General features: G+C 62.0%; 19 protein-coding genes and 1 pseudogene. 15 read left to right on the top strand and 5 right to left on the bottom strand.

Features of this window, described 5'->3' with window-relative positions:
• From Y708_RS30295 to Y708_RS0102575, 14 genes and pseudogenes are all read left to right on the top strand, one after another.
• A pseudogene (locus Y708_RS30295) lies at positions 1–224 on the top strand (proteasome accessory factor PafA2); the annotation flags it as partial.
• Between the two features lie 38 nt (positions 225–262).
• The gene (locus tag Y708_RS0102635) at positions 263–472 is read left to right on the top strand and encodes a ubiquitin-like protein Pup (protein WP_028278721.1); all 210 of its coding nucleotides are present in this window, start codon (positions 263–265) and stop codon (positions 470–472) included.
• A 3-nt stretch (positions 473–475) separates the two neighbouring features.
• Complete coding sequence (gene prcB / locus Y708_RS0102630; RefSeq protein ID WP_051478484.1) at positions 476–1,297, top strand: proteasome subunit beta; 822 nt, start codon at positions 476–478, stop codon at positions 1,295–1,297.
• Positions 1,298–1,300: 3 nt separating this feature from the next.
• Positions 1,301–2,026 carry a proteasome subunit alpha gene (prcA, locus tag Y708_RS0102625; RefSeq protein ID WP_028278719.1) on the top strand — a complete coding sequence of 242 codons (726 nt, stop codon included), beginning with the start codon at positions 1,301–1,303 and terminating at the stop codon, positions 2,024–2,026.
• A 4-nt stretch (positions 2,027–2,030) separates the two neighbouring features.
• Complete coding sequence (gene pafA / locus Y708_RS0102620; protein WP_028278718.1) at positions 2,031–3,392, top strand: Pup--protein ligase; 1,362 nt, start codon at positions 2,031–2,033, stop codon at positions 3,390–3,392.
• 129 nt (positions 3,393–3,521) lie between these two features.
• Complete coding sequence (locus Y708_RS31390) at positions 3,522–4,484, top strand: FKBP-type peptidyl-prolyl cis-trans isomerase (RefSeq protein ID WP_028278717.1); 963 nt, start codon at positions 3,522–3,524, stop codon at positions 4,482–4,484.
• 8 nt (positions 4,485–4,492) lie between these two features.
• Positions 4,493–4,888, top strand: a complete 396-nt coding sequence (locus Y708_RS0102610) for an FKBP-type peptidyl-prolyl cis-trans isomerase (RefSeq protein ID WP_028278716.1) — start codon at positions 4,493–4,495, stop codon at positions 4,886–4,888.
• Between the two features lie 104 nt (positions 4,889–4,992).
• Positions 4,993–6,972 (top strand): helix-turn-helix transcriptional regulator, encoded by a 1,980-nt coding sequence (locus tag Y708_RS0102605; protein ID WP_028278715.1) that lies wholly within the window; start codon positions 4,993–4,995, stop codon positions 6,970–6,972.
• A gap of 57 nt (positions 6,973–7,029) precedes the next feature.
• On the top strand, positions 7,030–7,365 hold the full coding sequence (locus Y708_RS0102600) for a hypothetical protein (RefSeq protein ID WP_028278714.1): 336 nt from the start codon (positions 7,030–7,032) through the stop codon (positions 7,363–7,365).
• 37 nt (positions 7,366–7,402) lie between these two features.
• On the top strand, positions 7,403–7,702 hold the full coding sequence (gene tatA, locus Y708_RS0102595) for a Sec-independent protein translocase subunit TatA (RefSeq protein ID WP_028278713.1): 300 nt from the start codon (positions 7,403–7,405) through the stop codon (positions 7,700–7,702).
• Positions 7,703–7,749: 47 nt separating this feature from the next.
• Positions 7,750–8,535, top strand: coding sequence for a twin-arginine translocase subunit TatC (gene tatC / locus Y708_RS0102590; RefSeq protein WP_028278712.1), 786 nt, complete (start codon positions 7,750–7,752; stop codon positions 8,533–8,535).
• Positions 8,536–8,586: 51 nt separating this feature from the next.
• The gene (locus Y708_RS0102585) at positions 8,587–11,400 is read left to right on the top strand and encodes a DEAD/DEAH box helicase (RefSeq protein WP_028278711.1); all 2,814 of its coding nucleotides are present in this window, start codon (positions 8,587–8,589) and stop codon (positions 11,398–11,400) included.
• Between the two features lie 27 nt (positions 11,401–11,427).
• The gene (locus Y708_RS0102580; RefSeq protein ID WP_028278710.1) at positions 11,428–13,053 is read left to right on the top strand and encodes an amidohydrolase; all 1,626 of its coding nucleotides are present in this window, start codon (positions 11,428–11,430) and stop codon (positions 13,051–13,053) included.
• 449 nt (positions 13,054–13,502) lie between these two features.
• Positions 13,503–14,225, top strand: coding sequence for a polyprenol monophosphomannose synthase (locus Y708_RS0102575; RefSeq protein ID WP_028278709.1), 723 nt, complete (start codon positions 13,503–13,505; stop codon positions 14,223–14,225).
• Between the two features lie 71 nt (positions 14,226–14,296).
• On the opposite strand, the gene Y708_RS0102570 is transcribed toward Y708_RS0102575, so the two are convergent.
• The 4 genes from Y708_RS0102570 to Y708_RS0102555 form a co-directional block, all read right to left on the bottom strand.
• Positions 14,297–14,644, bottom strand: a complete 348-nt coding sequence (locus tag Y708_RS0102570) for an RNA polymerase-binding protein RbpA (protein WP_028278708.1) — start codon at positions 14,642–14,644, stop codon at positions 14,297–14,299.
• Positions 14,645–14,900: 256 nt separating this feature from the next.
• The gene (locus Y708_RS22415; protein WP_051478476.1) at positions 14,901–15,836 is read right to left on the bottom strand and encodes an SPFH domain-containing protein; all 936 of its coding nucleotides are present in this window, start codon (positions 15,834–15,836) and stop codon (positions 14,901–14,903) included.
• Positions 15,837–15,883: 47 nt separating this feature from the next.
• Positions 15,884–16,363: an NfeD family protein gene (locus tag Y708_RS22410; protein ID WP_035775096.1), complete on the bottom strand. Its 480-nt coding sequence runs from the start codon at positions 16,361–16,363 to the stop codon at positions 15,884–15,886.
• Between the two features lie 138 nt (positions 16,364–16,501).
• On the bottom strand, positions 16,502–17,335 hold the full coding sequence (locus Y708_RS0102555) for a putative RNA methyltransferase (protein ID WP_028278707.1): 834 nt from the start codon (positions 17,333–17,335) through the stop codon (positions 16,502–16,504).
• 81 nt (positions 17,336–17,416) lie between these two features.
• On the opposite strand from Y708_RS0102555, the gene Y708_RS0102550 reads away from it, so the two are divergent.
• Complete coding sequence (locus tag Y708_RS0102550) at positions 17,417–19,423, top strand: S9 family peptidase (protein WP_081746432.1); 2,007 nt, start codon at positions 17,417–17,419, stop codon at positions 19,421–19,423.
• Here the strand turns inward: Y708_RS0102550 and Y708_RS0102545 are convergent.
• Entirely contained in the window at positions 19,420–20,049 is a 630-nt protein-coding gene (locus Y708_RS0102545; RefSeq protein WP_028278705.1) for a peptide deformylase, read from the bottom strand. The two genes, Y708_RS0102550 and Y708_RS0102545, sit on opposite strands and share 4 nt — an antisense overlap.
• Positions 20,050–20,161 lie beyond the last annotated feature (112 nt).

Here is a 20,161-nt window from a genome sequence, read left to right as displayed (position 1 = left end):
TCCGCGGAACATGCATCACCCGCTTCCCCCGTGAGGTTGTGGGCGCGAGTTGGGACTCGATCATCTTTGAGCTCGCCTCCCAACGGCGCCTTCAACGAATTCAAACGCGCGAGCCGCTCCGCGGCACGGCAGAACTCACGGAGAACCTCTTTGCCGGATCGGCGGACGCGGAACAATTCGTTGCCCGGCTTTTGAGCGGTCCAGAACCCAGCATGGCACCATAGAAGTAGCAGCAAACCGGCCGCGAGGAAGGGCTCTCATCATGGCAACACAGGAACACCGGAACACCGGATCACGCGCCGAAGAGCAGGAGGACGTGGATCAGGACCCCGTGCCCGCCGGTGACGCCGGGCAGGCGCAGGACACCACTCAGACTGAGGGCGTGGACGATCTCCTGGACGAAATTGACGGTGTGCTCGAATCCAACGCGGAGGAGTTTGTGCGGGGCTTCGTCCAGAAGGGCGGACAGTAACGCATGCTCCCGGAAGACGCTGCCGCGGCCATCGGACGCGCCGCCTCCACGTCATTTTCCGAATACGTGGGTAGGCACAGTCCCGAGCTCCTGCCCTCGGGACTTAATCTGGGGCCAGGGTCAACCTCCTCCGGCGATATTGCCCCGCACGCAACCACGATTGTTTCGATGACGTTCGCCGGTGGAGTGCTGATGGCGGGGGACCGCCGCGCCACCATGGGAAACATCATTGCGAGCAGGCACATCGAGAAGGTCTTTCCCGCCGACATGTTTTCCGTGCTCGGCATTGCAGGCAGTGCCGGGATCGCTCTGGACATCACGCGCCTGTTTCAGGTGGAACTGGAACACTACGAGAAGATCGAAGGCACGTTGATGAGCCTGGATGGGAAGGCCAACAGGCTGGCCGCCATGATTCGGGCCAACTTGCCACTTGCGCTGCAGGGACTCGCTGTGGTTCCGCTCTTGGCTGGATTCGATACGGCCCGCCGGGAGGGGCGCCTGTTCTCCTTCGATGTGACGGGCGGCCGCTATGAGGAACAGGAACATCACAGTGTCGGATCCGGTTCGTCATTTGCACGCGGTGCGCTCAAGAAGCTTTGGAGACCCAATCTGGATGAAGGGCAGGCGGTCAAAGTGGCCGTTGAAGCGCTCTATGACGCAGCCGACGACGATTCAGCAACCGGGGGCCCCGACGTCGTTCGCCAGCTGTGGCCCGTTGTATACACAGTGAACGGTGCGGGTTCGCGGCGGATCCCGGAACGGGATCTCGCCCAGGCGGCCGGCGAGGTCATCGCCTCGCGGTCTGTTTCCGGAAGGGAGGCGTGACCCATGACGCAGCAGTTCTATGTCTCACCGGAACAGTTGATGAAGGACCGCGCTGATTTTGCGCGGAAGGGAATCGGCCGCGGCCGCTCAGTGCTGGTACTCAGTTGCCGGGACGGCATAGCACTGGTTGCCGAGAATCCCTCGCCTTCCCTGCACAAGGTCGGCGAAATCTACGACCGCATCGCCTTCGCCGCCGTGGGTAAGTACAACGAATTTGAAAGCCTTCGGCAGGCCGGCATCCGGTATGCCGACGTCCGGGGCTACTCCTACGACCGTGAGGATGTCACCGCCCGAGGGCTTGCCAGCGTCTACGCACAGAGTCTCGGCGCCGTCTTCACCGCCGAGAGCAAACCGTTTGAAGTGGAGCTGGCCGTCGCTGAAGTGGGTAAATCGGCGCAGCATGACCATCTGTACCGCCTGACCTTTGACGGTTCCATCGCAGATGAGCGCCGCTTTATTGTCATGGGTGGCCAGGCCGGTGCGGTGGTGGATGCCCTGTCCGGGCGTTGGTCGGCGGAATTGGATTTCAGCCAGGTTGTGCGTGCGGCGGTGGATTCGCTGAGGTACGACGGCGGAACCTCCGGGGAGCCGCGTCCTGGACTCGACTCCGGTTCTTTGGAGATTGCGGTATTGGACCGCGATCCGCTGTCCTCCCGCGGCACGCGGAGGGCTTTCCGCCGCATCACGCCTGCGGAAGTGGACGCGGTCCTGGCCGTGACGGAGCGCTAAGGCCATGGACCGCCGCATCTTCGGAATTGAAACGGAATTTGGCATTGCATATTCCGGACCCAACTCGCGCCCACTGTCGCCGGAGGAGGTTGCCCGCTACCTGTTCCGGAAGGTGGTGAGCTGGGGAAGGTCGTCGAACGTTTTCCTCACCAACGGCTCGCGGCTATATTTGGACGTGGGCTCACACCCTGAGTATGCAACGGCCGAGTGCGACGACGTCGCGCAGCTGATTGCGCACGACCGCGCGGGTGAACTGATCCTTGAGGATCTGGTGGCCGAGGCTCAGCGAAAGCTGGGTCAGGAGGGCTACGACGGAAGTGTCTATCTGTTCAAAAACAACACCGATTCCGCAGGCAACTCCTATGGCAGCCACGAAAACTATCTCATTCCGCGCAAGCTGGAGTTTTCGCGCCTTGCGGACATCCTGATCCCGTTCCTCGTGACCAGGCAGCTCCTCGTTGGTGCCGGGAAGGTGCTTAAGACCCAAACCGGCTCTATCTACGCGTTCTCGCAGCGCGCCGACCATATCTGGGAAGGCGTCTCGTCGGCCACCACCCGGTCGCGTCCCATCATCAACACACGGGATGAGCCGCACGCGGACGCCGAGTACTACCGGAGGCTCCACGTCATCGCAGGCGACTCCAACATGTCGGAGACCACTACGCTCTTGAAGGTCGGCACGGTTGACCTCCTTTTGCGGATGATCGAGGCAGGCGTGATCATGCGGGACTTCAGGCTGGAGAATCCCATCCGAAGCATTCGGGAAATCTCCCACGACCTGACCGGGCGGCAACCGCTGAAACTGGCGAATGGGCGGAGGATCTCCGCCGCCCAGATCCAGCGGGAGTACCTTGCCCGCGCAAAAAAGTTTATCGACGCGGAGGGTGCGCACACGCCGCACATCGAGCGGATTCTTGATTTGTGGGACAGGACCCTCACCGCAGTCGAGAGCGGCGACCATTCCACGGTGGACAGGGAGATCGACTGGGCCATCAAAAAGAAGCTCTTGGACCGATACCTGCTAAAGAACGGACTGGATCTTGATTCCGCGCGGGCGGCGCAGCTTGACCTGACATATCACGACATCTCCCGTACCCGAGGTTTGTTCTTCATGCTGCAGGCCCGCGGTGAAGCCGAACGGGTGGTGGAGGACGTCGACATCAAGTCCGCCGTTGATGTACCTCCGCAGACCACGCGGGCGCGGCTGCGCGGAGATTTTGTGCGCCGAGCCAAAGAGGCCAACCGGGACTTCACGGTGGATTGGGTGCACCTGAAACTCAATGACCGGGCGCAACAGACCATCCTCTGCAAGGATCCTTTCGCCTCCGTTGACGAGCGGGTGGACGCGCTCCTCGAGCATTTGTAGGACCAACACATGAAGTTTCCAGGGAGAAACTTACCCAGCCAACCCGTTAGGCTAGGTAAGTCCGGTCCTTCAATGGGTACCGGCGCGGATGCTACACAACGCATCCCCACCAACGTTGAAAGATGCACCGTGCGAAAAGTATTAGCCATCCTTCTGCCCGTCCTGCTGTTCCTGACGGCCTGCGGCGGCGGCGGCGGCGGCCAATCGGAGGCCGACGTCTACACCGACGGCAAGACGGCCGGAGCCGCAGAGTCCCTTGAATCCGTCCGGGTCACCGACGCCGGAGATGAAACTGCCCCCACAGTGGAGTTTGACTCTCCACTGACCATCACTGAAACCGCTGCGCGTGCGGTCACAGAAGGGGACGGTGCAGTCATCGAGGCCGGAAACGAGGTTTCGCTTCACCTGATGTTCCTCAACGCCGATGACGGCACTGTGCTCCAGGATTCCTATTCCGAGGGGCAGCCGCAAAAAATCCAGGTAACCGAAGAACTCAAAACGGCTGATCCCGTCTTGTATGAGGTGCTGGTAGGAACCAAGGTCGGCGCGCAGGTGGCTTACACAGCACCCATCGAGGCGCAGGAGGGACAGGAAGCATCACAGAACCGCCTTCTGGTTTTCAAGGTGTTGAGTGCTGAGGTGCCGCCGCCACCTCCGGAGGTCCTCACACCCGAGGAAGTGGCACAGCTGGATGACGCCGGAGAACTGCCGACCATCACCGTTGGCGATGATGGTGTACCGTCCATCGAGTTCCCGGAGAATGAGGCCCCGGCTGACCTGGTGGTCAAGGTGCTTGAGGAAGGCACGGGTGAGGAAGTCACTGAAGCGGACACCATCTCAGCCAACTACACCGGTTGGAGCTGGGGCGGCGAGGAGTTCGACTCCAGCTTCGCCGGAGGCGAACCCATCGAGTTTCCACTGACCGGAGTCATCCCCGGCTGGACACAGGGCCTCTCGGGACAGAAGGTCGGCGCCAAGGTGCTGCTGGTGATCCCGTCGGAACTTGCCTATGGAGATGCGCCGACGGGTGGCCAGCCAGCCGGACCACTGGCGTTCTATGTGGAAATTGTTGAGAAAGCAGCAGCGGAGTAAGGAGCATCATGTCTTTTGGACAACGTGAGTATGACCGCCAGAAGCCCGAGGTGGAGTTCCCGGGAGCAGAGACACCGGAAGATCTGGTCATCAAGGACCTGATCGACGGCGACGGCCGGGAGGCCCAGGCCGGAGACACCGTGTCGGCCCACTATGTTGGCGTGGCATTCTCCACCGGCGAAGAGTTCGATTCCTCCTGGAACCGCGGAGCCCCGCTTGATTTCCGCGTGGGCGTTGGACAGGTCATCCAGGGCTGGGACCAGGGGATTCCGGGAATGAAGGTCGGCGGGCGCCGTCGGCTTGAGATTCCCTCCCACCTTGCCTATGGGGACCGCGGCGCGGGCTCGGCCATAGCACCCGGAGAGTCGCTGATCTTCGTTGTCGACCTGATGGGCGTCCGCTGACCACAGCAGTGCCTGCCTGTTCGGGGTGCGGAAGGACACACATGTGTCCCTTCCGCACCCCATTCGTGTGTTAAGCGCTGCGGCTTCGGGGTAACGTAGCCAGCGTGTCCGCAAAACGAACCGAACGACTTCTCACGCTGGTGGTGCTGTTGCTGTCCACACGCCGCGGCTACACCAAGGAAGAACTTTTCCGCGAGATCGAGTTGTACGCGCAGGCCTCGTCCGCGGCGGCGCGGGAGAAGCTTTTTGACCGTGATAAGGCGATCCTCCGCGAGCAGGGCATTCCGATCGAATCGTTCAGCGACGATGCACTGTTCGAGAATGACAACTCAGCCCGCCGGTACCGCATTAACGCCGAGGAGTACCGCCTGCCAGGCATGGTGTTCACACCGGCCGAATCCGCCGCTCTTGCCCTCGCCGCGGGAATGTGGGATCAGGCTTCACTTGATTCCGCGGCCACACGCGCGATGCGAAAGCTTCAAGCCCGGGGGGTTGCTCCGGATGCGGGTACCGGCCGGGCGCTCGAACCGAGAATTCGTACCAACGAACCGCACTGGGAAGAAGTGTGGCGGGCAACGACGTCGCGCCGGATCATCCGGTTTACATATCGCGCCGCCAGTACCGGAGAAGAGCAGGGCCGCACGGTTCATCCCTGGGGAATGGGTACCCGTTTTGGGCACTGGTACCTGGTGGGATTCGATGCGGCACGCAGCAGCGAGCGGTGGTTCAGGCTGTCACGGATGACATCCGCCCCCGCCGTGGTGGAGGGCACCTACACCGTGCCGGCAGACTTTTCCATGTCCGTATCCCTGGCGGATCTGGATCGGGTGGGCGACACACATCAGGCGCGTGTTTCAGTGCGGTCTCTGACCTGCCAGATTTTGCGGACCATGCACGGTGCAACGATCGAAGAAGATACCGGAGATGGGTGGGACACGGTGCGCTACCCATACGGCGACGAGCCAGCCGCCGCCGCCCGGATCGCCTCCCTCGGACCGCATGCCGTGGTAAAGATGCCCTCCAGCCTGGTGCGCTCCGTCAAGGCCCGGCTGGGAGCTGCGGGCTCCGCGCTGAGGGAGGCGCCGCCGTCGTTCAGCTTTCCGATCCCCCCGCCACCCCGGGCCCTGCCCCGAAAATCGTCAGCAGAGGCACACCTGAGGCGTCTGCTGGACCTCGTGCCCTATCTCATGAACAACCCGGGGGTCCACATTGACTCGGCCGCAGCGAACTTCGGGGTGACCAGGACCGAACTCGAGAGCGATCTCAGGCTCCTTTTCGTCAGCGGGCCACGGTATTACCCCGACGGACTTATCGATATCCAGCTTGAGGATGACCGGATCCACATCAGCAATCCGCAGGGACTCGCAGAACCGGTGCGCTTGGGCATGGACGAGGCGTGCACCCTCATCGTCGGGCTTGACACGCTGCGGAACCTTCCCGGGCTTGAAGAGGACTCTGCGGTTGCCACCGCACAGGCCAAGCTGATGGAGGCGGCCGGGGACGCCGGACGGATAGGGAGCTCCATCGCCACCAGCCTTGCCGAGGAGGATGTCACGCCCACACTTGAGCGCATCCGGTCCGGGATAGCGGCCGGTGTGCGGATCAAGCTGACGTACCTGGTTCCCGCCCGCGATGAGATCACCCATCGGGAGATAGAGCCGGTTCGTGCTTTCCTCCACAATGATGTCTGGTACCTCGAGGCATGGTGCCTGACGGCGGAGTCGAAGCGGAACTTCCGGCTTGACCGCATGCAGTCCGTCGAACTAACTGATGTGCCCGCCGAACACCGGTCCAGCCAGTCATCGGGAGGGTTCCCCGGAGCACTCTTCGAGCCGTCCTCGACGGATGAACTGGTGACCCTGGTGCTGGCTCCAGGTGCTGCCTGGGTGGCCGAAAGCTACGGAGCGGAGCGGACTGCTCTGCTCGACGACGGCCGGCTGGCGGCCGAGATCAGGGTCGCCACCAGCACCTGGGTCCCTGGGCTCGTCGCCAGTCTCGGAGGAGCCGCCACGATCGCGGCTCCGGAACCACTGCGGGAGCGCGCCGCGCGCGTCATAGACTCGGCGGTGTCCCACTACGCATGATCATGTTCAGTGGTGGGCGCTTTCCATCCGTTGTCGCCACTGATCTACACTGGCCATATGCCTTGGTGGTTCTGGATCGTGCTGTGGGTGGTTTTGGTGTTGGTGAGCGCCCTCTTCCTGGGGTTCCTGGGATTCAGGATCTTCCGTCAGGTGATGGCGGTCCTGCGGGACGTCGAAGGAGCCAGCCAGCTGTTTGCGCTTTCGGAGCGCACGCCGGACACAGGAGCGAATCCGGACCAGCCGTCTGCCGCCGTGTTCCTCGATCCTGCTGATGTGAGGTCCCAAAACAGGTTGAAAGCCGCTCTGCGGGCGCGGGCGAGATCCCAACGACGGATTAGACGGCGGACGCATCGCGGACAACCCCAACTGCTGCGTGATATGCCCCACCTATAAACTAGACTTAACCAAGACCCACGAGAGGAACACCATCATGCGGCTTGAAGGCTGGCACATCATTATCATCATTGCCATTGCGATCCTCCTGTTCGGGGCACCCAAGCTGCCGGGCCTGGCACGGAGTGTGGGGCAGTCCCTGCGGATTTTCAAGTCCGAAGTGAAGCAGATGAAGGACGAGAACAACACGGATGATCCGGACGCGCAGGGTTCCTCACCCGTCGAAGGCAAGGTTGTGAATCCACCCCACGGCACCACCCACCCCCGTGATGCCGACTCGGATGCAGGCAGCCCGCCGCGCCAGCCGGGTGCCGGCAATACTCCCACTAATCCCTAAGGCCAATGTCGCGGGGAAAGGGGCGCAAATCCAACCCTGAAGGGAGGATGGCGCTCAAGGAGCACCTAAAGGAAGCCCGTAACAGGCTCTTCAAATCTGCTATTGCACTTGTGCTGGGCACAGTGGTTGGATTCTTCATCTACAATCCGGTTTTGGTTGCGCTGTCGCAGCCGATTCAGGAAATCGGCGAACGCACCGGCCGCACCGCGGAGCTTAACTTCGACGGCGTTGGCTCGCCATTCGACCTGATGATCCAGATTTCGGTCTTTCTCGGCATTGTCGTTTCAAGCCCCGTCTGGTTGTACCAACTGTGGGCGTTCGTGACGCCGGGCCTGAGGCAGAAGGAACGCCGCACAGCACTCGGCTTCATCGCCGCCGCCGTTCCGCTCTTCCTGGCCGGCATTTATCTGGCTTGGCTGATCCTTCCCAACGCGGTCCTGGTCCTGACGGACTTCACGCCGGAGGGTTTCGCCAACATCATCACCGTGACGGTTTACATCACGTTTTTGCTGCGCCTGATGCTGGCCTTCGGAATCGCCTTCCTCCTTCCCGTGGTGCTTTTTGGGCTGAACATGGTCGGCCTTGTCACCGGGAAGCAGGTGCTGAAGGCATGGCGGATCACAGTCTTCCTCGTCTGCCTTTTCGCGGCGATGGCTGCGCCGGGTGCCGATGCCATGAGTATGTTCTACCTGGCTGCACCCATGCTCCTGCTGTTCTTTATAGCCATCGGCTTATGCCTACTGAACGACAGGCGCCGTGACCGCAGGACCGCGTCACGGGACGCGGATCTTGAAGCAAATGCGGACAAAGCTTCCTCAATCGACGGGTTGTAGGCCACACAGGCGGGTGACGGGAACACCGGCCGAAGAGTCTAGGCTTGAACTATGACCTCCCCAGCCGAGCAGTACCAGGCCGCGCGGGCACGCAACGATCATTCGAGGACGCGGCTGCACCAGTTTGAGCAAAGCCTCGGATTCGATCTCGACGACTTCCAGCGTGAATCCTGCGTATCGCTTGAAGCGGGCAGGGGAGTGCTGGTGGCGGCGCCCACGGGCGCGGGCAAAACGGTGGTGGGTGAGTTTGCCATCTTTATGGCACTTGCCGACAATCTGAAGGCGTTCTACACCACCCCCATCAAGGCTCTCAGCAACCAGAAGTATGCCGAACTCTCCGCTATCCATGGTGCGGACAGGGTAGGCCTGCTCACCGGTGACACGAGTATCAACCCTGATGCCGCCGTCGTCGTGATGACCACTGAAGTCCTGCGCAACATGCTGTACGCAAACTCGGACACCCTGAATGATCTGGGCTACGTGGTGATGGACGAGGTGCACTACCTGGCTGACCGCTTCCGCGGAGCCGTTTGGGAAGAAGTGATCATCCACCTTCCCACCGAAGTGCGGCTGGTATCGCTGAGCGCAACGGTGTCCAACGCAGAGGAATTTGGTGCGTGGCTCGACACCGTGCGTGGACACACGGACGTCATCGTCTCCGAACATCGGCCGGTTCCACTCTGGCAGCACGTCATGGTTGGACAGGACATGCTTGACCTGTTCGCTGGCGAAGTGGCATTCGATGAAGCAGCGCCCGAGGGTTCAGCAACCGGCGCGGACGACCGGTATGACGTGAATCCCGAGCTGTTGGAGCTGGCCACCACGGAGCTTCGGCTGAACCAGCGGGCCCGGTGGGGCGCAGGTGGCCGGAGGGGTCGTGGAAACCCGCAGCGGGCCGGGCAGGTCTCACGGGTGCGGCGGGCAAGCAGGCCGCAGGTTATTGCTGCACTGGACCGGAATGGTTTGCTTCCCGCAATAACCTTCATCTTCTCAAGAAACGGCTGCGAAGCCGCTGTCACCCAGTGCCTTGACGCCGGCCTGTGGCTGACAACTGAGCACGAGCGGGGGCTCATCCTACGCCGGGTTGAAGAGGCCGCGCTCGACATCCCGGAGGATGACCTGGAGATCCTTGGATTCTGGGCATGGCGGGAGGGACTGTTGCGCGGGTTCGCTGCCCACCATGCGGGCATGCTTCCAACCTTCAAGGAGGTGGTGGAGAAGCTGTTCGAAGTGGGGCTGGTGAAGGCTGTCTTCGCCACCGAGACCCTGGCCCTGGGTGTGAACATGCCTGCCAGATCGGTGGTGCTTGAGAAGCTGGACAAGTTCAACGGTGAAGCGCATGTCAACATCACGGCAGGGGAGTACACGCAGCTGACAGGCAGGGCGGGGCGCCGGGGAATCGATGTCGAGGGCCATGCCGTGGTGCTGTGGCAGCCGGGTACGGATCCCGGAGCTGTAGCGGGTCTCGCATCCCGCCGGACCTACCCGCTGAACTCCAGTTTCCGGCCTACGTACAACATGAGCATCAATCTCATTGCGCAGTTTGGCCAGGACCGGTCCCGCGAAATTCTGGAGACCTCGTTTGCCCAATTCCAGACCGACCGCTCAGTGGTTGGTCTCGCCCGGCAGGTGCGAAGCCGCGAAGAGTCCCTGGGCGGCTACGAGGAATCCATGACCTGCCATCTTGGTGACTTCAGGGAGTACGCCGCGCTGCGGCGGGAACTCACTGATCTGGAAGCCACGGCGGCCAAGGCGGGAGCCAGAAGCAAGAAATCGGCCGCCGCGTTGTCACTGGAGAACCTTCGTCCAGGCGACGTGATCGATGTGCCTGCCGGCCGCGTGGAGGGTTTTGCCGTGGTGCTCTCCAAGGACACTGCCCGGGAGCCCCGGCCGACCGTCCTCACGTTGGAGAAGCAGGTGCGCCGTCTTGGTGTCCAGGACCTCGACGGTCCAGTGGAGGTCCTCTCACGGATTCGGATCCCAAAGCAGTTCGACGCGCGTAAACCCAAGGACAGGCGGGATCTGGCCTCGTCGCTGCGCAACGCACTGCATGATCAGCGCCCCGCGCAACGGGGGAGGGACGAGGGCTTCCGCACTGCGGGCATCGACCGCCATGAGAAAGCAATTACCGAGCTTCGCAGGCGGCTGCGGGCCCATCCGTGCCATGGCTGCAGCGACCGGGAGCAACATGCCCGGTGGTCGGAACGCTGGTGGAAGCTGCGTCGGGAAACGGACCGTCTGTCCGGTCAGATCCGCGGCAGGACGAATACGATCGCCAAGACGTTTGACCGGGTATCCGAGGTGCTGGCGCACTACGGGTACCTGGAAGCACTCACCCCTGGTATGAAGTCTGTCACGCCGCAGGGCCAGCGGCTGCGGAGGATCTACGGCGAGAAGGACCTGCTGGTGGCCTTGTGTCTGGAGCACGGTGCCTTCGAAGATCTCGACGCCGTGGAACTGGCAGCACTGGTGGCCGCCCTCGTCTTTCAGGCGAAGCGCGAGGAGCGCGGACTGCGCCCCAGAATGCCAAGCGTGGCCCTGGAATCTGCGATCGACACCGTGGTCCGCCAATGGTCGCTGCTGACCGACCTTGAGGAGCAGCAGCGGTTGACGGTAACCGCCGAGCCCGAGCTTGGTCTAATCTGGCCGATGTACAAGTGGGCCAGCGGTAAGTCACTGCAGAATTCCCTCAAGTCCACAGATCTTGCCGCCGGCGATTTTGTACGGTGGGCAAAGCAGGTCATTGACCTGATCGACCAGCTGGCAAAAGTGCACGATCTCCCGCCACAGCTGCGCAGGCTGTGCGGCGAAGCCATTGGTTTGGTACGCCGCGGAGTTGTGGCCTACTCTGCCGTCACTGAATAGTCCATGCCCCTCAGAGAGACTCCCACCGTGCCCCATGATGTCCAGCGTCCCATCCTGTACCGCAATGGTTCGGTCTACAGCGCGGCTGATCCGTTTGCCACCGCCATGCTTGTGGACGGGGACACCATCGCCTGGGTCGGCTCCGAGCATGCCGCTGAATCGCTCCAGGATGGCACCATGCGGGTGGTGGACCTAAAGGGCGCGCTGATAGCTCCCGGATTTGTCGACTCCCACGTGCACACCACTGAGACGGGCCTCGCCCTCGAGTCGATCGATCTCTCCAATGCCGAAAGCCTTGCCCAGGTTCTTCAGCAGGTCGAGGCAGCAGCCAAGCACGTCGATGGAATGATCATTGGACATGGTTGGGATGAATCGCGGTGGCCCGAGAGGAGGCCGCCCAGTGCAGCCGAATTGGATGCAGCATCCAGAGGGGCCCATGTCTATCTCGCCCGCGCCGACGTGCACTCGGCCGTAGTCTCGGGGGCCATGTCGGCATCCTTCGGTCTGCAGAGGCTTGAGGGCTGGGACAGTGGTTTTGTTGTGCGTCAGGCACACACAGCCGCGCGCACTGCGTCCAGGGACTTCAGCGACGGGCGGCGGCAGGATCTGCAGCAAGCAGCCCTGAGCCACGCCGCCTCGCAGGGAATAGTTGCTGTCGCCGAGATGGCAGCGCCGCACATTGTGCCCGAGTCCGATCTGCTCAACCTGCTCTCACTCGGCAGCAATGTCCCCGAGGTCCTGCCGTACTGGGGTCAGCTTGTGCGGTCAGAGGAGGAACTGCAGGCGGTTCTTGCATCATTTGATGGACGTCTTCTTGGGCTTGCCGGGGACCTGAACGTGGACGGCTCCCTCGGTTCACGCACGGCCTCGCTGCGCGAACCGTACACGGACGCGCCACACGAGTCCGGGTCGGCTTTCCTGAGCGTGGAGGATGTCGCAGCGCATCTGGCCGTCACGACGACGGCGGGTGTCCAGGCGGGTTTCCATGTCATCGGCGATGCCGGCCTGGATACCGTGCTGGAAGGTCTGGAACAGGTTGCCGCGTCCAACGGTCTGGAAGCGGTTCGACGTGCGCGTCACCGGCTGGAACACGTGGAGATGGCCGACGACCGGGCCATTGGCCAGCTGGTGCATTTCGGCGTGACCGTCAGCGCGCAGCCTGCCTTCGATGCCCTGTGGAGTGGGCCGGGTGCGCTATACGAACAGCGCCTCGGCGCGACCAGATACACCACGATGAATCGATTTGGTTCAATGCTCTCTGCCGGGGTGCCCCTGTGCCTTGGGTCGGACAGCCCGGTCACTCCGTTGGACCCCTGGAATTCCGTCCGCGCCTGCGTGCAGCACGGTACACCAAACGAACGCATCTCCGCCCGTGCCGCTTTCATCGCGCATACCCGCGCGGGTTGGCGGGCAACCGGCTCACACCACCCGCTGCTGGGGCAGCTTGTTCCCGGCGCGCCCTCATCCTATGCCGTGTGGGAGATCGACGAGCTGATGGTTCAGACTCCCGACAGCCGTGTCCAGTCTTGGAGCACGGATCCACGGGCAGGCACCCCGCTATTGCCTGCCCTGGATACCGGGACCAATCCCCGGTGCCTCGAGACAGTTCATTGGGGAAAACTCCTGTATCGGGCACCGGAGGTTGGTATCTGACTTGAGCGGCATCGCGGCGGCACATCCCACTCCATCCGCCTACATGGTTCTGACCTGCACAAATGCACGTTTGTGCAGGTCACAGCGCTGTTGACAGTTCCTGCACAGCACGTAAGATTTTAGATCTACGGGTTGCAAATCCTTTCAACGGATAAACCTGGCCGAGACCGCACACACAGCAACGATGCAGGGAGACCACCACGTGACTGATGGGTTTTCTTTGCGCCGGCGGACTCGGTACTCATAACGGGTAGGTTCGTGCGTCAGTAGAAAACAGCATTGGTCCGTGGACCCTTGCTGGCCCGAAGGCGTACGAACCTACCCATTTTTCCTGCCGTGCCTCCTCAGGCAGGTGCGCACAGTGCGGTCCCATAGACTGATTTCTTGGTCCCGGAGGTTCCCGGGCCATCTGCGCCCTGCGCATCCCCAGTCCCACGAAAGGTTCCTGCGTGCGTGCCGTCACCATCATTCCCACCTTCAATGAGCTCGAATCCCTGCCACGGACTCTTGACCGTCTGCGCAGGGCGGTTCCGCACACGGATGTCCTGATAGTGGACGACAATAGCCCCGACGGAACCGGCGGACTCGCCGCCGAGCGCGCAGAGGCTGACTCACAGATCCATGTACTGCACCGGGAGGGGAAAGCCGGCCTGGGCGCCGCATACATCGCGGGGTTCCGCTGGGCACTCGACCAGGGCTATGACGTCCTGGTTGAAATGGATGCAGACGGTTCGCACCGACCGGAGGAACTACAGTCACTGCTGGACGCACTGGACAGTGCGGATCTCGTGATCGGATCCCGCTGGGTTCCCGGTGGAAGCGTCGTCAACTGGCCGTCGCACCGAAAGCTGCTCTCACAGGCGGGCAGCACCTACTCGCGTGTCATGCTGGGAATCGGTGTCCGCGATATCACGGCCGGATACCGCGCTTTCCGCCGGGAAACGCTCGAACGCGTTGACTTGTCAACGGTGGAGTCCGTCGGTTATGGCTTCCAGGTGGACATGACATTCCGGGTGGCGCAGCTTGGTCTTCGGATAGTTGAGGTCCCCATCACCTTTGTTGAGCGCGAGTTCGGCGATTCCAAAATGAGCGGCAACATTGTGCTTGAGGCGATCGGCAATGTCACCCGATGGGGTCTGGCCGCGCGGTGGAGCAAACTGACGCGGCGCTAATAGAGGCGGTGTTAAAGAGCTGTGCCCAGGAACCTCGACGTGAGATGTCCCGGGCACTGCATGACAAAGTGTTAGGCCGAGCGTCGCTCGCCCCTGCGCTCACGGAGAATATTCAGCCGATCCTCAAGGATCTGCTCCAATTCATCCATTGAGCGGCGCTCTAGAAGCATGTCCCAGTGCGTGCGCACTGGCTTGTCGTTGGAATTGTCTGGACGCTCCCCATCAACGAGAAGCGCCTCTTTCCCGGTCTTGGAAACCCAGACAGGAGGGATCTCCGCTTCAGCGGCAAACGTGACGAAAACCCGCTCGCCGTCCTCACAGCGGTATTCAATCCGCTGGCGGGGTGCCGGCTCCACACCGGACTCGGTTTCCATGCTTTGCGCACCAAGACGCATACCCCGCAGGCTACGGTCGCTCATGATCTCTCCCTACTCAAGTGGCACCCCAAAGGTAAAGGATGCCGTTCTGTTGTGGCGGATTGTTGTCAATCCGCATCACCACGGTGGTCAGCCGCGACTCACATGTTGTATAACGCTGGAAAAAACGGCAATGTTCCCCGACCTGTCCGGTTTCCCGGCAAACACCCAATCATACCCGTTTGTGTGCTGTGCCGGTAATTAAAGATCAACAGAGGAGGACACCCAAGGGGAGCCCTCCTCTATGAGAACGAGGCTACTAAACCGGTCCGGTACCCGCAGTTTCGTCATTACGCGCTGTATCAGCGGTGGCGTCGCCAAGGACATTTCCAATACCTTTGAGCGCTTCACCAACTTCGCTGGGGATGATCCACAACTTGTTCGATGAGCCATTCGCCAGCTTGGGCAGGGTCTGGAGGTATTGGTAGGCCAGCAGTTTCTGTGTGGGGTTCCCCTTGTGGATTGCGTCGAATACCTTCTGGATGGCCTGCGACTCTCCGTCAGCGCGCAGAATTGCGGCCTTCGCGTCACCCTCCGCCGCGAGGATGGCCGCCTGGCGCTGGCCTTCGGCTGTGAGGATCTGCGACTGCTTGGTGCCCTCAGCCGTCAGGATTGCGGCCCGGCGGTCACGTTCGGCACGCATCTGCTTCTCCATGGAGTCCTGGATGGACAGGGGAGGATCGATGGCTTTCAGCTCGACTCTGGACACGCGGATACCCCAGCGGCCGGTGGCCTCGTCAAGTACACCGCGGAGCTGTCCGTTGATCTGGTCGCGGGAGGTCAGCGCTTCTTCCAGGTTCAGTCCACCCACCACGTTGCGGAGTGTGGTGGTGGTCAGTTGCTCAACCGCCTGGATGTAGTTTGCAATTTCATAGGTTGCGGCGCGTGGATCCGTAACCTGGAAGTAGACCACCGTGTCGATCGACACCACCAAGTTGTCCTCGGTGATGACCGGCTGTGGGGGGAAGGAAACCACCTGCTCGCGAAGGTCCAGCAAGGGAAGCAGCCTGTCGACAAACGGAATCAGGATGGTCAGGCCAGGTTGGAGCGTGCGCTGGTATTTTCCGAGACGCTCTACGACGCCAGCCCGCGCTTGCGGAACAATCCGCACCGATTTCACAAGCACAATAAGCACGAAAATGATGAGAACTATGAGCACTATCGTCAGGCCGATTGCTCCGGCGTCGCTTGGCATGTTTCCCCTTTTATCGATTACTTGGATGACACTACTGTTCCAGCTGCTTAAATGGCGCCTGACTCAGTGGTTTCGGGATGGGTGACCGGGCTGACCACGGCCGTGGCTCCATCTATGCGTGACACTGCAACGCGCTGCCCCGCAGGAACGCTTGACCCGTCAGCCGTTCGGGCGGTCCACGTATCCCCGCCGATCTTTACGGTTCCTGAAAGGCCCGTGACAGGCTCGAGAGTTAACGCGTGCTCACCAAGCAGACGGTCAATGTTGCTGAGTTGATCGGGGTTTCCCCGCTTAAGGTGTTTCAACGCGAGTGGCCGGATCAGCAGGACCATCATCAGCGAGACCACGCAGAATATTATGACTTGAAGGAAGAAGGCCGCACCGAACAGTGCTCCGGCAAGGGCCGCGAGTGCTCCGATGGACATCATGATGAAAAAGAGATCCAGTGTGAGGGTCTCCACCGCCGCGAGTCCGAGCATCAGCACAAGCCAGAGAATCCAGCCGTTCTCGATAAGCCAGTCAAACATTGCGCTCCCCTTTGGATAGGACAGATACATGCCTACCTCCATCATGCCAAAACCGAGCTGCATAACCTAGGGCGCCTGAGTGCTGCACCCCCGCTGTTATGACATTGCAAGCAATCTTGGTGTCAGGGTCGTTGCCTTCTACGCTTTCCGCCGGAAGGTCTGGACAGTGAACGCTGCCGTAACCGCTACGCCGTCGTGCAGGTCCGGCTGCCGGGCCACACGCTCCGCGTGGTGGCCGGCCGGGCCCATCAGCGCAACGTTCAGTGCGTCGCCGGGCGTCAGGTTCATTGTGAACTCAACACGGGCAAGAGCCTGCCGCTCGAACAATCCATCCAGTCCCTGCGCAACGTCCGCGGCCTTATCCTGCCGGATTCCCAACATTGAGAAAGCCTCGCGAATTTCACGGAGATGCCCGGGCAGGGGAGTGGCGACCACCAGAATTCCTCCCGCCCGTGTGACTCTGTGGAACTCAGGCCCGTTCCGGGGAGCAAATACGTTCAGTGTGGCATCCACGCACTGGTCAGCCACTGGCAAGGTGCGCCACACATCCCAGACCAGGCTGACGCCGTCGGGAATGGCTTTGGCAACCCGCCGCAGGGCGAATTTCGAAATGTCCAGCGCGATTGGCCGGGCGGCGTGGGTCCGCCTGAGCACCGAATCGAGGTAGTAACCCGTCCCGGCGCCCGCGTCGAGAATCACCGGCTCCCGGCCGACGTGTGCCACCACGGCTTCCGCAACCGTATCCGCCAACGGTTGATAATGGCCGCGTGCCAGAAAATCGATTCTCGCCTGGACCATGGCGGCGGAATCCGGGGTGAATCCGGTTCCACGGCCGGACAGCAGGTTGAAGTATCCCTGCCTCGCCGCATCGAATCGATGCCCGGCGCCGCATTCCAGCCTCCGCGTACCGCTGCCCCGCAGATTGGCGGAGCACACCGGACAGAGCAACATCTCGTCGAAGCTTGGCGGCATGTGCCAATCCTAGGCCCGGCTTGGGGTGGCCGCGGAGCACGGTCTACGCTCGGGAAGGTGAAACCAAACACATTGAACCTTATGAACTCCGTCAGCGCACCCGCACTTCACCCGGACGCACAGCGGTGCGTCGTCTCGGTGACGCGGCCCGATTTCGACGCCGACAGCTACGTTGGCCAGCTATGGGAGCTTTCAGTGGACGGCAGGAACGCCCGTCGGCTCACGCGTGGCTTCCGCGACGTCTCCCCCATGTATTCGCCGGACGGCACCGTTATTGCCTTCCTTCGTGCAACGCCCGGCGACAAGCCCCAACTGTTTGTGGTTGACAGCCGTGGCGGCGAGCCGCGCCGACTCACTGACCAGTTGCTCGGAGTTTCCTGGTTCGATTGGTCGCCGGAATCCGGCCGCATCGTCTTCAGCTCCCGGGTGCCGGAACAAGGTCGTTACGGCACGGTTGACGGCGTGTCCCCCGGGCTGGAGGATGCGCGCCTGATCACCGGGTTCAAGTACCGCATGAACGGAACGGGCTACACCAACGACAAACGGAACCAGGTGTTTCTCCTCGAGGTTCCATCGCTCGACGAACAGCCGCATGTTGAGCCTGTTGGCCGTGCCAAGGAAAGTGTCAAGGAAGCCGCAGGCAAGGACACGCCCACCGGATTCCCCAAGGCGGTCCAGTTGACCAACGCGGATGCGGACCACGGCTCTCCGGTCTTTTCCAGCGACGGAACCCGCATTTTGTTCGAGGCATCGCTGGAGGAGAACTCGGATTCCACCCTGCGTTCCGACATCTACTCAATGGGAACCGATGGATCTGATTGCCGCCGGCTCAGTAATCTGTCCGGCGGCAACGTGGGCTGCGCGCGACCCGTGGAAAGCCCGGACGGCCGGTGGCTTTACTACCTCGGAAGTGATCTGTCCAAGAGCGGACGCGACTTTGTGGCCAGGAACACCGCACTGTATGCAGCTCCAACCTCGGCACCCGATCAGGCAAAGCCCCTGACCGACGCGGATGTCATGGACCTCGGCGAGGTGGGGGACATTGTGCCCAACGGCCCAGAATCGGTCATGGTCTTCAGCCGCACGCGTGGGGCGGGTGAGCTTCTCGAAATCACCACCGGCGGCACGATCACCACCCTCGCCGCCGGCGAGTTCATTGTCACCGGTGCGGCCGGTGCGGCCGGCGTCGTCGTGGTTGCTTATACCGATCCACAGACAATGGGGGATCTGGCCCGCGTAGTGGACGGCGCTCTGGAGCCCATCACAGACTTCTCGGCGGAGCTGAGGGAGAAGAGCGCCGTGGCGGATCTGGTTGAGGAGACCTTCACCGCATCCGACGGACACCCCGTGCACGGCTGGGTCCTCAGACCGGACACGCCGGGAGCGCACCCGGTCCTGCTCAACATCCACGGGGGGCCTTTTGCGCAGTATGGCTGGGGATACTTCGACGAGGCCCAGGTATACGTCAAAGCTGGCTACGCGGTGGTGATGTGCAATCCACGCGGGGCGGCAGGCTACGGGCAGGAACATGGCCGGGTCATCAAGGAAGCAATGGGCACGGTGGATCTGCTCGACGTGCTGGGATTCTTGGAAGGCGCGTTGGACAAGTACCCGGACATGGACCGGGAGCGGCTTGGCATCATGGGCGGTTCCTACGGCGGGTATCTCACCGCCTGGACCATCGCGCATGATCACCGCTTCACTGCAGCGATTGTTGAGCGCGGCTATCTGGACCCCGCATCATTTGCCGGCTCAAGCGATATCGGCTGGTTCTTCTCCGAGGAGTACACCGGCAAGGATCCAGTCAAGATACAGGCGCAGAGCCCTTTTGCACACGTGGACAAGGTGCAAACGCCCACTTTTGTGGTGCACTCGGAGGAAGATCTCCGCTGCCCGTTGGAGCAGGCGCAGCGGTACTACACAGCGCTGAAACTGCAGGGAGTTCCCACCAAGATGCTTGTTTTCCCGGGCGAGACCCATGAGCTCTCCCGCGCGGGATCGCCGTGGCACCGCCGCCAGCGCTTCGAACACATTCTGCGCTGGTGGGCAACCTGGCTGCCAACCGCTGGCAACCAGCCCGCCGCCTAGAAGCCGAGCGCGCGCTGGGCCTCCTCGATCCCGGGCCGGGCCCAGCGTTCGCCGTATTCGACGCTGCTCATCAGGGAGCGCGAGCTTGCCTTGTCGATGTAAATGACGCCGTCGAGATGGTCCGTTTCATGCTGGATGATTCGTGCAGGCCAGCCGGCGAACTGCTGGGTTGCGGCGGTCCCGTCTGGCATCGTCCAGTCCAGTCGCACGGTCGTTGCGCGTTCCACCACCGCCTGCCAGCCTGCAAATGAGAGACAACCTTCAAAGAACGACGACGTCTCCCGACCCACCGCGGTGTACCGCGGGTTGACGACGGCGAAGTAGGGGAGCGGGGTCCGTTCCCTGTGCAGCGCTGTCTCGGAGTCGGGCATCAGGATATCTTCAATCACGGCAACCCTGAGTGGGATGCCCAGCTGTGGGGCAGCCAGTCCGACGCCGGGTGCGGCGTGCATTGCCTCCCGCATCTTGGCCAGAAGGGCGGTGAGTTCACTGTCGGATAATTGACCGTCGAATTCCATCGCCCGCCCCCGAAGTGCAGGATGCCCAAGCTGCACAATGGGCGGGCTTTCCTGGCTGAGGACGAGCTGCACAATGTCGCGGACATTGGCCGGTGATGTGAGGGACACGGTTCTATCGTATTCGCGGGTACAACCGCGCCGGAAAACTCCGGGCAGGATCGAGAAGCGCTGCTCGCAGGCCGCAGTTAGTATGACTGTGAAAGCTGCTCCGCCCTACCGA

The organism is Arthrobacter sp. H5, from assembly GCF_000520595.1.
GTDB lineage: Bacteria > Actinomycetota > Actinomycetes > Actinomycetales > Micrococcaceae > Arthrobacter_D.
This window is presented reverse-complemented; position numbering and strand designations above follow the sequence as displayed.